This is a genomic window from Chitinophaga sp. YR627, assembly GCF_900114995.1.
In the GTDB taxonomy this organism is placed as follows: Bacteria; Bacteroidota; Bacteroidia; order Chitinophagales; family Chitinophagaceae; genus Chitinophaga.
Genome location: NZ_FOUX01000005.1, coordinates 435,908 through 449,758 on the forward strand (window position 1 = coordinate 435,908; position 13,851 = coordinate 449,758).

Genomic DNA, 13,851 nt, shown 5'->3' on the forward strand with positions numbered 1-13,851 from the left:
TGAGCATAGTCTGATATTGGTTAGATATTGGTCATCCTTCGTTAATCCTTCGTTCCTGTAACGAAGGATTAACGAAGGATGACCAATATGTGAGTACTATTTAGTCAAAATGGAGACCTGTATAAATAGCAAACAGATCATCAGAAAGAGGGAACAAAACCGAACCAGCTTTTCTTGTTTAAATAAGTCCGGTAACTACCGGGAAGACCCAATTAAGACATGCCTTCGGTTTTCTGATGCGATATTAAGGAAGCCGGTACTCCGTAAAAGCTGTGCTCCCTTGTTTTACACTGATAATGAAGCTTATATATTTCAGGGTTTCCATGTTATTTTTTGAACAAAGGTTGTATTAAATTACCGTGGCAACACTTTTTTTTGTAGAATTGTAACAGAATTCAGGGACAAACTTTTCAGCACTACCCCAGTAGATAATCTGTCAGTCAGCTATTAAATTTTACTATTTATATCCTCTTATTTCTCTGTACTATGAGCGAGGAAATATTGACGCACCTGATCCCCTCAATAACGGTTACCCAGGAACCGATCATGTATTCCTTACGGCTTACTTACCCCGTAGGCAGTTTTCTTTTATCTACCGGTATCCTGCCAGCTATCTGCTGGGGAATCGTCGCGTTATGGATCATTGTGATGATAAAACGGCTGGACGTATACCAAAAAAGACAACATGAACTAATCCTTCAACTGGAACGGCAACAAGCCATGATGGCCATCCAGGAGGTGAGTATACAGGAAGCGGAGCGCAAACGGATTGCTGCGGATATTCATGATGAAATAGGCAGTAACCTGGCCGCGATCCGGGTCAATCTGCAAAGTCTCCATTACAGAACTGCCCAGGATGAGCAAAAAGCCAGTAGTCTGCTGCAACTGGTAGACCAGACCAGCCAGAATGTAAGAAGAGCCGCGCATAACCTGGTCCCTCCCCTTTTCGGACATATTCCCCTGACAGATATTCTTCAGTCATATTTTAGTCTGCTAAGAACCCCGGAAGTACTCTTCCATTTTTGCAGCAACAAATATCACCCCTGCTTCGATGCCCGGCAGGAACTCATGTTATACCGGATCGTCATGGAACTGACGACCAATATTATCAGACATTCCAGGGCATCCGCAGCGACCATTCAACTGCTTTATTTTCCCGAATACCTGGAGATACTGGTAGAGGACGACGGAATAGGCCTGCCATTAAATGGTCGTCCTTCGGGTATCGGACTTTCAGGCGTAAAAACCAGGGTCAAATCCCTGGGAGGACAAATGCACATTGATTCAGGCATTTCTGGCACAACCTTTATCATTCATATTCCCGTAATTCCACAACATGCAGCCCCCTGTTAACATCATCCTTGCGGATGATCACACCCTCTTTGCCGACGGTATCCGTTCTCTGCTTGAACAGACGCCATATATTACTGTCCAGGGGATCGCCTCCAACGGACAGGTACTGATCGAAATGTTACAGCGGCATCAGCCGGATCTTGCGATCCTGGATATCAGTATGCCGGTGCTCAATGGTCTGGAAGTCACGAAGATCATCCGGAGAGATATGCCCCATATCCGGACCATCATACTTTCCAGCTACAGTGATCCTCATCTGATATCTTTATCCCGTAGTTATGGCGCAGACGGCTACCTGATGAAGACCTGTAATCAATACGATCTGCTGCAAACAATTACCCGGGTGATCAGGGGAGAAAGCTGTTTTCCGCAGCTACCCCGGATCCAGGAGCCCGAAACCGATCATTCCTTCCGGGAATTCAATCTGACCCGTAGAGAACTGGAGATACTACATCTTATTAATCAACAATTTACAAATCAGCAAATTGCCACACACCTGTATCTGAGCATTTATACGGTCGAGACCCACCGGAAAAATATCATGCAGAAATTACAACTGAAAAGTCCCGCGGCACTCACCCGTTTTCTCCTCGAAAAAGGGCTGTAACCGGTAGCCACAGTACCTGCCATGTCATTCTGTCATTTTCGGATTTTATTGCTTAGTTTTGCTTTCCTAAAATTACTTGAAAAGGATGCTGGAACAGGTTACAAAAGAGCATGACGAAAGTCGCCAGGGCGAGGCTTACGCGCCTGTGGCCGGAGAATCACAGACTTATACTAAAAAATTCTATATAGAGAGCTATGGTTGCCAGATGAACTTCAACGATAGTGAGATCGTGGCATCCATCCTGAAAGAAGAAGGCTTCGGTCCTACCCGTAACGTGGAGGAAGCGAGCCTGGTATTATTAAATACCTGTTCGATCCGCGAAAAAGCGGAGACGACCGTACGCAAACGCTTAACAGAATTCCGTAAAATAAAACAGCGCAACCCGGAACTCCTGGTGGGAGTATTGGGCTGTATGGCTGAACGACTGAAGGCCAAACTGCTGGAAGAGGAAAAACTGGTTGACATGGTAGTAGGCCCTGATGCTTACAGAACTTTACCAGCCCTCATTGAAGAAGCAGAAACCGGCCAGAAAGCCGTTAACGTACTGCTCAGCCGCGAGGAGACCTATGGCGATATCAGTCCGGTAAGACTGGACAGCAATGGCGTTACTGCCTTCGTATCCATTATGCGTGGCTGTAACAACATGTGTTCTTTCTGTGTAGTACCGTTTACCCGCGGACGTGAACGCAGCAGGGACAAAGCGTCCATTCTCCAGGAAGCGACCGATCTGTTCAACAGAGGCTACCGTGAGGTAACGCTGTTGGGCCAGAACGTGGATTCCTATTACTGGGTAAGTCCGGACAACGACAATGATATCACCACCTTCGCCAATCTGCTGGAAGCGGTTGCCCTGATCAGCCCACTGCTCAGAGTACGCTTCAGTACCTCTCATCCGAAAGACATTACCGATGATGTACTCCACACCATGGCGAAATACGAAAACATCTGCAAATACATTCACCTGCCAATGCAGAGTGGAAGTACCCGTATACTGCAACTGATGAACCGTACATACACCAGGGAATGGTACATCAAAAAGGTTGACCGCATCCGCGAAATACTGCCAGGTTGTGCATTGTCCACCGACGTGATCACCGGCTTCTGTACAGAGACCGAAGAAGATCACCAGGATACCATGACATTGATGGATTATGGCAAATATGACCTGGCCTATATGTTCTTCTACTCCGAACGCCCGGGTACACTGGCGGCACGCCGTTACCAGGATGATGTTCCGGAAGAAGTGAAGAAACGCAGGCTGTCAGAAATAGTGGATCTGCATCGCGCACAATCACTGGCAAGCATGCAGCAGGATGTTGGTAAAACGTTTAAAGTGCTGATCGAAGGCGTTTCCAAACGTTCGGAAGATCAACTTTTTGGCAGAACAGATCATAATAAGGTAGTGGTATTCCCGAAAGAGGATTTCCGTAAAGGGGAATACATATGGGTGAAGGTAGAAGATTGTACTGCCGGCACTTTACTGGGAACTTCGACAGGGCGAGCTTAAAAGACAAATTAATTGGATCACAGCACCATTTACGGGCTTCACAGCCGGTAAATGGGTAAATTGAGGATGATATGGATAATAACATTCAGTCCATTAAAAACAGGTTTGGCATTATAGGAAACTCACCAGCATTGAATTACGCGCTGCAGGTTGCAGCGCAGGTGTCCAACACGGACCTGACAGTGCTGATAAATGGGGAAAGTGGCGTTGGTAAAGAGGCGTTTTCAAATGTTATCCATTCATTGAGTGCCCGTAAACATAACCCTTTCATCGCCGTTAACTGCGGCGCCATTCCTGAAGGGACTATTGACTCAGAACTTTTCGGTCATGAAAAAGGCTCCTTTACCGGAGCCGTAGACAGTCGCAAAGGATATTTTGAAACCGTGAACGGTGGTACGATCTTCCTAGATGAGATCGGAGAAATGCCACTGGGCACACAGGCCCGCCTGCTGCGCGTACTGGAAACAGGCGAGTTTATCAGAGTAGGTTCTTCCAAAGTACAGAAAACTGACGTGCGTGTTGTGGCAGCGACCAACCGCGACCTGCTCGAACATACACAACAGGGTAAGTTCAGGGAAGACCTCTACTACCGTCTCAACACTGTACCGATCCGCGTACCTGCCCTCAGAGACAGGAAAGAAGATATTATACTCCTGTTCCGTAAATTCTGTGTAGACTTCGCTGAACGTTATAAAACGCCCGCCATCCAGCTGGATGAGGAAGCGCGCAATATACTGATCAACTATACATGGAGAGGTAACGTACGTGAACTGAAGAATATGGCGGAGCAGATCTCCGTACTGGCGCAGGACAAATTCGTAAACGCACAGGAACTCAGACGTTTCCTACCCGATGTACCGGAACCTTCCCGCCTGCCGATGATCGCAGCGCCACAGGGTAAGAGTAACGGCGACTTTGCCAGCGAACGGGATATCCTGTACAAACTCTTCTTCGATATGAAGAAAGACGTGACAGAACTGAAGAAGATGTTCTTCGACATTCTTCAGAACCCCGCTATGGCACATACCGGCAACTTCCAGGACAATCATGTACTGCATAGCTTCCATCCGCAGCCGGAAGTAACATCCACTGCGGTACCGGTACCGAACGCTATCTCTTCTCCACAACCTATCATATTACAACAGGATAACAACAAGATAGATCACCACGAAGAAGTAGAGGAAACATTGTCCATTGCCGACAAAGAGAAAGAACTGATCGTCAAGGCCCTGAAAAAACACAAGGGTAAAAGGAAAGACGCAGCGCTGGACCTGGGCATTTCCGAAAGAACACTGTACAGGAAATTAAAAGAATACAACATTAACGAATAAGATATCTGTCCGCCACCGGCGGACAGCTTTAATTTTTTTACGATGATCAGATTACTTCAGGGGATAGCTACCATCAGCTTACTGCTTGTATTGGGCGGATGTTCCGTTCATTATTCCGCTACCGGCGCAAGTATCGAACCGGGCGCAAAGACCGTCAACGTAAGATTTATTGAGAACAAGGCGCCGATCAATAACCCGACGCTGAGCCAGAACCTGACCGAGCGCTTACGTACCAAGGTACAATCCCAGACCAGCCTGGTACAGATCAATGAAGACGGAGCAGATTATGAGTTCAAAGGCGCGGTGACCGGTTACTCCTTCAGCAACGCAGCGGTAACAAATGTGGATCAGGCAGCTACCTCCAGGCTGACCGTGACTGTAAACATTACCCTGGTAAAAAGAGTGGGCGACAAAAAAGGCTATTCACAGTCATTTACCCGGTCCGCCGATTTCTCAGCTTCACAACTGCCGACAACGGTAGAAAACGGGCTGCTTGAGAACAATATTCTGCCGCAGGTCGTGGATGATATTTTCAACAAAGCATTCGCTAACTGGTAAGTATTACAAAAACTTTCGTATTTAACTTTTTTTCATACTTTAGCAGCATGACCGCAAATAGGATCGTCCAACACATATTCCAACAACCTGATATCAAGCAGGTTGATGAGTCGGCCCTTGAAAGGCTGGTATCCTCTTATCCGTATTTTACGGCTGCCCGCCTGCTGCTGGCGCGCAAGCAATACACTGTGAATAAGAATCTGCTGTCCCCGGCTGTTAAGAAGGCACAGCAGTACAGCAATAACATGCATTACTTCTACCGCTTTGTCACTACAGATGAGAAAAGCCTCGCTGTACCAGAGGAAGCACCGGTAGTGCCTGCACCTGTTGCACAGGAAGAGGAGAAAACCACATTTGCCGGTCAGCCAGCAGCTCCTGTAGTGGAAGCGGTTGCGCATACACCAGTAGCGGAGCCTGCTCCGGTTGCACCACCGGAAGCACCGGTTACGGCATCGACCATTGAGACGACGCCTGTACCTGTTGCGGAAACACCTTTACCACAGGCAGTGGTGGAAACACCTGTAACAGCAGCACCTGAGCCTTTACAGGCCGTGGCTGCTCCGGAAGCGCCTGTAACAACTGCCACTATCGCAGCCAACCAGCCAGCCAATCCGGTACAGGAAACCAGCATCCCTGCCTACATACCTGAAACACCAGCGGCAATAGCACCTGTTCAGGAAGAAGAGATCACCGTTACTGCCAGTGAAGTAGTCGCCTCTCCGGCACCTGAAGCGCCTCTAATGGCCACACCGGTAGCTACGCCAGCTCCGGAACCAGCGCCCGTTCAGGAACCGGCTCCTGTTCCACAGCCTGTAGCCCAGACGATGGAAGAAACAGCTGCAGAAGTAGAGCCGATCAAAATATTCCCGCTGGATACCTCCTCAGACCCGGCCGATGCACTCACCTTCCAGCCACTGTACAGCGATGACTATTTCGCCTATAAACGTCTGAAAGACCCGGCGCATGCGGAAGGTCTGAATGAGAAAGGTGCCGCAGAAATGAAGAGCTTCACTTCGTGGCTGAGAGATATGAAACAGACCTTTGCAGACAAGGCCAGTAAGAAATGGTACCAGGAGCAGATGCAGCGGAGCTATGAGGATTCCAATCCGGAAGTATCCGAGAAAGTTGAAAAGATGGCAATGGAGTCTATCACACTGAATAATGACATCGTTTCAGAGACCCTCGCGGAGATCTGGGCACGTCAGCAACAGTACCAGACAGCTATCCATATATATCAAAAATTAAGTTTGCTTAATCCCAACAAAAGCGCTTATTTTGCGCAAAAGATTAAAGAACTTCAGTTACTAACAGAAAAAAGTTAACTTATATACTATGTTATTGATTTTCGGCATTTTAATCATCCTGGCCTGTGTGCTTTTGGGTTTTTTCGTACTGGTACAGAACCCGAAAGGTGGTGGGTTATCCGGTACCCTGGGTGGATTTGGTAACCAGGTGATGGGCGTACGCCAGACTACAGATGTACTTGAAAAAGGTACCTGGGTGCTGTCAGCTATCATTGCCGTACTGTGTCTCACTTCTTCCCTGTTTATCTCCAGAGGTACTACTGCTGAACAGAGAAAAGCAATCATGGAGCAGAACGCAACCGCACCAGCTCCGGCACAGACTCCTGCAACTCCGGTAAATCCAACTCCGGCTGGTCAGCAGGCTCCTGCTCCGAAACCATAATTTCCCGCTGTTAAAGCTATTTACTAACCTCGCCGTCACAAGCGAGGTTTTTTATTGAATACCACCCTATGGCAAAGAAAAGCAAAGCAAAAAAAAGTCCAACTAAAAACCTGTGGATCAAACGTCTGCTCGTAGCTGCCGCCGCCATCATTGCCGGCCTGCTGGTATACGTTGTATATTATGTCTTTGGTCCGAATACTAAAGCCTTTGGCGACAGCAAGTTCTTTTACATCCGCACCGGCAGCACCTATGGCACCGTATTGGAAGGATTGGAAGAACAGGGCATTATCCGCAGCAGACTCAGTTTTGAGGTCGTAGCCACCCAGTTAGGATACCGTGACCGTGTGAAAGCTGGTAAATACAAGATCAGCAGAGGCATGAGCAATTTCGAGATCGTAAAACTGCTGCGTTCCGGTCACCAGGCCCCCGTAAACCTGACCATTACCAAACTGCGCACAAAACAGGACCTGGTCAGGAAGATCTGCGCGAATCTTGAAGCAGACTCCGCTACCTTCCGCGCCCTTTTGAGCGACCAGGTATACCTCCGCCAGTTCGGACTCGATACCAATACAGTCATGAGCGCCTTCCTGCCAAATACTTACCAGTTCTACTGGAACACCAGCGCAGAAAGTGCCTTCAAAAAGATCGAAAAGGAAAGCGATGCTTTCTGGAATGATACCCGTAAAGCCGCAGCACAGCGACTGGGACTGACGCCTGTACAGGTGATTATCCTCGCTTCCATCGTGGATGAAGAAACCAACAAAAACGACGAGAAACCGTTGATCTCCAGCGTATATCTGAACCGTTTCCGTAAAGGCATGCGTCTCCAGGCAGATCCGACCGTAAAATTTGCGCTGCAGGACTTCTCCATCCGAAGGATCCGCGAAGGACACATCGCATTCGAATCTCCTTACAACACCTATCAGGTGACCGGTCTGCCACCAGGACCCATCTGTACCCCTTCTATCAAATCAATAGAAGCTGTACTGAACACGCCTGAAACTGATTATATATATTTTTGTGCGAAGGCCGACTTCTCCGGATATCATGCCTTTGCCGCCTCCTACGCAGAGCACATGAAAAATGCACATGCATTCCATCAGGCGCTCAACGCGAGAGGTATATAACCAGCAATACACAATGCCTTTCAGACCAGAAAACATCATCTTCAATTCAAAGCCTTTCCGCAAACTCGTAGATATCAGCAAAACACTGGTATTACCGGGATTTGAGGGAGTGCCGCTGTATGATGTGATCAAGTTCTTTCTGAAAGAAATGCGTAATCAAAGCCTGGGGGAACGGGCAGCAGCCATTTCATTCAACTTTCTGCTGGCTATTCCCCCATTCTTTATCTTCCTTTTCACACTCGTCCCTTACATCCCTATGCAAAATGTAGAGGCAACGCTGTATGAACTAGCGGAAGATGTGACCCCCAATTACAATACCTACATCATCATACGGGACATGATCCATGACTTCCTGTATACCCACCATAATGGCTTGCTGTCCATCGCGTTTATTATGGGCTTTTTTACCTCTTCAAATGCAGTAATGGGTATCGCCAGGTCGTTCAATAAAAAGCTCCCGGGATTCCGCCGCAGAAAGTGGTGGCAGAAGCGACTGATGGCATTGAAGCTGACACTTATTCTCATCATCCTGCTGCTCATTACCATCATTCTTATCATCGCGCAGGGTACCGTACTGGGATACATTTTCAATTATTTTGGTATCACAGATAAGCGTATCCTTTCCCTGGCGGATGTAGCCAGATGGTTGTTAATCGGCTTGCTGTTCTTCTCAATGCTGTCCGTGATCTATCGCTTTGTACCAGCGACTGTAAAGAAGTGGAAGTTCATTACTGCAGGATCGACGTTTGCAGCAGTTCTAATGATATTGGTAACGATCCTCTTCTCTTATTTCGTAAATAACTTTGGGAACTATAACAAGATTTATGGCTCTGTCGGAACGATCCTGATATTGATGCTGTCTGTTTATTTCTATTCCTTCATTTTGCTGATCGGATTTGAGTTGAATGCGAGCATTCGTATCCTCAAAGAAATTGCAAATCTGCGAAAAGAAGATTTGCCAATGGAGGTACAGGGATTGTCCTGAGACAACTATAATCACCATCGATATAGCTGCTATTTTACCACTACTTTTTTGCTTCCTCCCCGTTGCTATCCTTCTCATTCCATAGTCACCATATCCGAGCTTATTCCTTCAACTTCTTTCTACTAAAACCAGTAAAATCCGACTCCTCTTATTGACTGCGCAGGGGTGCAGGTGAAATCCCATGGCCTTAGTTATTTGAAGTCTGCTGAGCACATGCACCCAGGGGTTTAATCAACCAACCACCGCTAAAACCTTCAACACCAGCACCATAGTAAGGAACTTCAAAGAACGACAGCCAGGGATTTACACCTGCCCCCGCAGCAGCAGAAGGCCCGGCAAACAAAGAGAGATTATCACAAAACCTTCAACACCAGCACCATAGTAAGAACCTCAAAGAACTACAACCAGAGATTTACACCTGCCCCGTAGCAGAGGAAGCCCCCCGGCAAACACAGAGAAACCACCACAAAACACTGGATCTCAATAGCTATTGAAGAGGGACATTTTTATATTAAGGATCGGCTGAAATCCTTTACTGTGGGAGGATTCTGCACCTTTAAGTTTGAAAGAACAACCCACATAAATTAGATAAAAACATCACATATTTTGTATCTTTGTAATGGAATCTGAGGTCGGATTCCAGACATTGTTTTTTCCCTGAGCAAAGATGCAAAGGGACATCGTTAACCTGAAACCTATATTTATGAAAACACTACACTGTCTACTTTTTCTTAGTTGCTGGCTGGTAGCCATGCGCGCTCCGGTTGATCTACCGCTGGAGATAGGTGCGCCGTTACCGAAAGGGGATCTTGTCTTACAGGATTGCTCCGGCAAGGAAATTACTTTGAACAAAGCAAGAATGAATAATGGGTTGCTGGTGATGTTTTCCGGCAATAACTGTCCCTATATCGAGAGAAATCAGCTGAGAACACAGGAGATCTGTAAATATGCACTGAGTAATAATATTGGCGTGGTACTGATCAATTCCAATATTGCAGCAGCAGATGAAAAAGCCATCCTGGCGGCCATGAAAACATATGCCACCGGTCAGCAGTATAACTGGTATTATGTGGCAGATAAAAATGCTGAATTAGCAGACGCTTTTGAGGCGAATCATACGCCTGAGTGTTATCTATTCAACCAGCAGGCAAAACTCGTCTATAAGGGCGCTATTGATGATAATCCGGGTAATGCCGACGCGGTGAAGATGCGGCATCTGCATAATGCGATCAATGATATGCTGGCAGGCAAGGCAGTGAAGGTGAATTCAACAATGGCGTTGGGGTGTAATATTAAGCGGTTTTAGTTGCTGCTGGCAAATGCGATTGCTTTGGCAAGCGTCTGATACGGAGGCGTAAAATTGCATCAAAAGTACCTGTTCTTTTGGCAACAACGAAAATTTGCCGAAAGAATTTTTGATATAAATAACTGTAAATCAGCTAAATAATAACAGTATCAATTAGAACGAAAAAGCCTGACAGCAATATGATCTGTCAGGCTTTTCCATCCTTATATAATCTTTATTTTACTCCATTACCACACCATAAAAAGCGCATTGCCAAACAGCAGTTTACCGTTCTCCCAAAAGCTCCTGAATAACGGGTCATCTGCCATCATCACGATCTTCCCCTCTCCCATTTCCTTCACACCGAAGATCAGACCATCCTTCAGTTTCTTACGCATCTCTGTTCCTACGAAACCACTGAGGTAATTGTCTTTTTTGATGATACCAACATTCCAGCCGCCTTCTTCCAGATACTCATATATTCTGCTATCCTGTTTAAGGGTATAATAAACCGAAGGAAAGCCAAATGCCAGCGGGTGTGTATTATCCAGCTGTACCTTATAGATAGCGCCCGGAATGAGCTGTTTTACCCCTTCACGTTCACGATTGGCGTACGGTTTCAACAGCGCATATTCATCCTTCTTTTCGTCCTTGTCTTCATCCAGTTTCTTCTGGTGAATACCCCAATCCAATCCGGCTACCTGGGCCAGTGCATCCTGCATGACGATCAGCTTACCACCACCCGTAACCCAGTCACGGAGCTTGTTAGCGAAATCTTTATCCGCCAGGTGCCGATAGGTACCGTCTGGTAAGATCAGTACGTCAAGCGCCTTCCAGTTTACATTAGGCAGTTGTTTGACATCCACAACAGTCAGGGGATAATTGATCTGCTGTTCGAAGAAATGCCATACTTCCCCGGCGGCAAGCGAAGAAACGCCTTCTCCCATTACCACGGCGATCCTGACAGGTTTGATGAAACGCACTTTCTCAGAACCGAAATCCACCCCTTTTTCTACGAAGCCGGTGGTGACAGCATCCAGGGTAGTTTTATAGGTATTCGCAAGATTGACCACCTGTTCATCAAACTGTCCGTTGGCAGCTTCATTACCGGAACGGGTGATGATCAGTGTACCGGCAGGGAAGTTCTTACCGCCGGCCATGAAGTCTCCTTCAGCATATCTTACACGGATCTTCTTTTGCAGCAATGCAGAAAGGAAACGTACGTCTTTTATACTATTCCAGCGTGCGAGATAGGCATATGGACGGGCAGCTGCCAGGGCAGTATTCACCGTCACCTGCAAACTATCTTTTGCCGGCGTCAAAGGCTGACGTAAGGCGTAGGTCTGCAAACCGTATGCATAAGGTAAAGACCATGCAGTGATATCATAAGTTACGGAATCCGTCAGACGCGAATCTGGTTCAAACAGCACTTTCAGGAGATTGGATCTGGCTTGCGCAGCACTGATCACCATATCTTCCTTATCAATGGTAAAACTTTCTGTTTTACCGTTGAAATAGTTAAAGCCGGTAGCTTTAGCTACACCCGCCCCATATCCGAAGCGGATACCATTCCTGTTGAGCAGAGCGCCCAATGTGGCCAGTTTTTCGTTGTTGCCAGCCGCTTTGACAACATATGACTGATACGGTCCTTCCGGTGTATGAACAGCCTCATAGAAGTATCTGGAATATTCATTCAGCAGCTGTGCGGACTGCTGTGAAGCAATTTCTATTGTGGATAAACCCGTAGTGCGGTGGTGTGCGATACGTTGGGATAAGGTCAGGGTATCACCATCCTGTTTAAGTCCGGCGAGACCGGCCCTTCCGCCACCACCCTGCTCGTAGGTCATACCGATAGCACCATTGTAAGTCGGATACGTATCGCCATAACTGGGATAGAACATATCAAAGAATTCCTTTGTGAAATACAGCCAGCCTTCCTTATCGAAATAGCGCGCATTGTTCTTACCGATCAGCATCTGCATGCTGCGCTGCCAGGGCTTGATGATATCATGAAATGGTTCCGCTGCCGGTGCAAAATAGTAAGGTGCATCAATAGATTGCTCATGGAAATCCACATGTACCTGTGGCATCCAGCGACTATACTGAGCGACACGCTGCTGTGATTCACGCTGCGTCTGCCATGCCCAGTCCCTGTTCAGGTCAAAGTAATAGTGATTCGCTCTTCCACCCGGCCATGGTTCATTGTGCTCACGTGCAAACAGCAACGGATCGGCATAACGGGTATGTACCTGGTTGTAGAAGTTAACATAACGTTCCCTTCCATCAGGATTCAGACAGGGATCAATCAGCACAACAACGTTCTTCAGCCACTCCTGTGTTTCCGTATTGCCTTTATTGGCCAGCAGGTACAGGGTGATCATGGCAGCTTCTGTAGACACCGCTTCATTACCATGTACATTGTAGCTAAGCCATACAATAACAGGATCACCGGAAGCAGGTTTGCCGGTACCAAAGGACAGGTCGAGATTGTGTTGTCTGATCTGTTCCGTCTTAGCCATATTTTCCGGAGAAGAAATAACCGCCAGCATCAGTGGCCGGCCTTCGTAAGTTGTACCGTATTGGGTTAACTGCATGTTGGGCGTAACAGCGGCAACGGTTTTGAAATAGTCCAGTACGCGGTGATAGGGCGTGAATTGTGTCCCGAGCGCATAACCGAGAAACTGGTCAGGTGTAGGCAGGGCCTGGGAAAAGCCCATCTGCACGAAGAGCAGTATTAGGGATGATAACAGCAATTTGCGCATAATTGATCCTTAGGTTTATTTACCTAAGATAATCAATTGCAGCCTTATAAGTGTGGATAACGTATGTAGATGAGATCAGGGTGTTTCAACGCTTTCGCCTATCAGGCCGTAATATTGAACACATTCAAGCTTTCCATCCTGGCGGTAATAACGGAATTCACCTATCCTGTTATCAGCATGCCAGTTACCGGATTCTGATAATTTTCCGTTATCATAAAAAACATTTCTTACACCTTCCAGTTGGCCCTGATAACGGTAAAATACTTCTCTGAGCTTACCATTGGTGAAGTAAAGTTCTACTTTCTCCTTATTTGGATCGTCCCGGAAACCATATACTTTCCAGCGGATACATCCGTTCTCTTCACGCATCACCTGACGCAGCAATTGGGTATCCTGCTCTACGGCATCCGTACAGCCTGACTCCATCTTTGTCAGAGACAGCAACAGTAATCCTGAAAGTAATCTTCCGTATTTAGTCATAGAAATATGTTCGCAGGGCTATGCCATGCTGATATTGTCCTCAAAAAAGCCCTATCGAATATATAGAAATATATTAATATAAAGAAAGGGCAGGTAACAAAAATCGCTTACACAAGAGTATAAGCGATTTTTGTGCCTAATTATTGTGTTGGTACTGTATGATTTTCATT

Annotated in this window: 12 protein-coding genes; 10 read left to right on the forward strand and 2 right to left on the reverse strand. The window is 46.8% G+C overall.

The annotated features are described in order from the left end of the window. Positions 1-486: 486 nt before the first annotated feature. From BMZ72_RS26800 to BMZ72_RS26845, 10 genes are all read left to right on the forward strand, one after another. The gene (locus tag BMZ72_RS26800) at positions 487-1,353 is read left to right on the forward strand and encodes a sensor histidine kinase (protein WP_089812869.1); all 867 of its coding nucleotides are present in this window, start codon (positions 487-489) and stop codon (positions 1,351-1,353) included. Then, on the forward strand, positions 1,337-1,960 hold the full coding sequence (locus BMZ72_RS26805; protein WP_089812871.1) for a response regulator transcription factor: 624 nt from the start codon (positions 1,337-1,339) through the stop codon (positions 1,958-1,960). Before BMZ72_RS26800 ends, BMZ72_RS26805 begins: the two co-directional genes overlap by 17 nt. A gap of 85 nt (positions 1,961-2,045) precedes the next feature. Then, on the forward strand, positions 2,046-3,467 hold the full coding sequence (miaB, locus tag BMZ72_RS26810; RefSeq protein WP_089812873.1) for a tRNA (N6-isopentenyl adenosine(37)-C2)-methylthiotransferase MiaB: 1,422 nt from the start codon (positions 2,046-2,048) through the stop codon (positions 3,465-3,467). A gap of 71 nt (positions 3,468-3,538) precedes the next feature. Beyond that, positions 3,539-4,798: a sigma-54 interaction domain-containing protein gene (locus BMZ72_RS26815; RefSeq protein WP_089812875.1), complete on the forward strand. Its 1,260-nt coding sequence runs from the start codon at positions 3,539-3,541 to the stop codon at positions 4,796-4,798. A 42-nt stretch (positions 4,799-4,840) separates the two neighbouring features. Then, the gene (locus tag BMZ72_RS26820; RefSeq protein ID WP_089812877.1) at positions 4,841-5,356 is read left to right on the forward strand and encodes an LptE family protein; all 516 of its coding nucleotides are present in this window, start codon (positions 4,841-4,843) and stop codon (positions 5,354-5,356) included. Positions 5,357-5,403: 47 nt separating this feature from the next. After that, positions 5,404-6,678 (forward strand): hypothetical protein, encoded by a 1,275-nt coding sequence (locus BMZ72_RS26825; protein WP_089812879.1) that lies wholly within the window; start codon positions 5,404-5,406, stop codon positions 6,676-6,678. 10 nt (positions 6,679-6,688) lie between these two features. Next, positions 6,689-7,042, forward strand: a complete 354-nt coding sequence (gene secG, locus BMZ72_RS26830; RefSeq protein WP_089812881.1) for a preprotein translocase subunit SecG — start codon at positions 6,689-6,691, stop codon at positions 7,040-7,042. 68 nt (positions 7,043-7,110) lie between these two features. After that, a complete protein-coding gene (gene mltG / locus BMZ72_RS26835; RefSeq protein ID WP_089812883.1) occupies positions 7,111-8,169 on the forward strand; it encodes an endolytic transglycosylase MltG in 1,059 nt (352 codons plus the stop codon). 13 nt (positions 8,170-8,182) lie between these two features. After that, entirely contained in the window at positions 8,183-9,154 is a 972-nt protein-coding gene (locus BMZ72_RS26840) for a YihY/virulence factor BrkB family protein (RefSeq protein ID WP_177222942.1), read from the forward strand. A gap of 703 nt (positions 9,155-9,857) precedes the next feature. Further along, positions 9,858-10,460, forward strand: coding sequence for a redoxin domain-containing protein (locus tag BMZ72_RS26845; RefSeq protein WP_255373302.1), 603 nt, complete (start codon positions 9,858-9,860; stop codon positions 10,458-10,460). A gap of 227 nt (positions 10,461-10,687) precedes the next feature. On the opposite strand, the gene BMZ72_RS26850 is transcribed toward BMZ72_RS26845, so the two are convergent. Together BMZ72_RS26850 and BMZ72_RS26855 are read right to left on the reverse strand one after the other, a co-directional pair. After that, on the reverse strand, positions 10,688-13,201 hold the full coding sequence (locus BMZ72_RS26850) for a M14 metallopeptidase family protein (RefSeq protein ID WP_089812889.1): 2,514 nt from the start codon (positions 13,199-13,201) through the stop codon (positions 10,688-10,690). Positions 13,202-13,276: 75 nt separating this feature from the next. Continuing rightward, complete coding sequence (locus BMZ72_RS26855; RefSeq protein WP_089812891.1) at positions 13,277-13,681, reverse strand: toxin-antitoxin system YwqK family antitoxin; 405 nt, start codon at positions 13,679-13,681, stop codon at positions 13,277-13,279. Positions 13,682-13,851 lie beyond the last annotated feature (170 nt).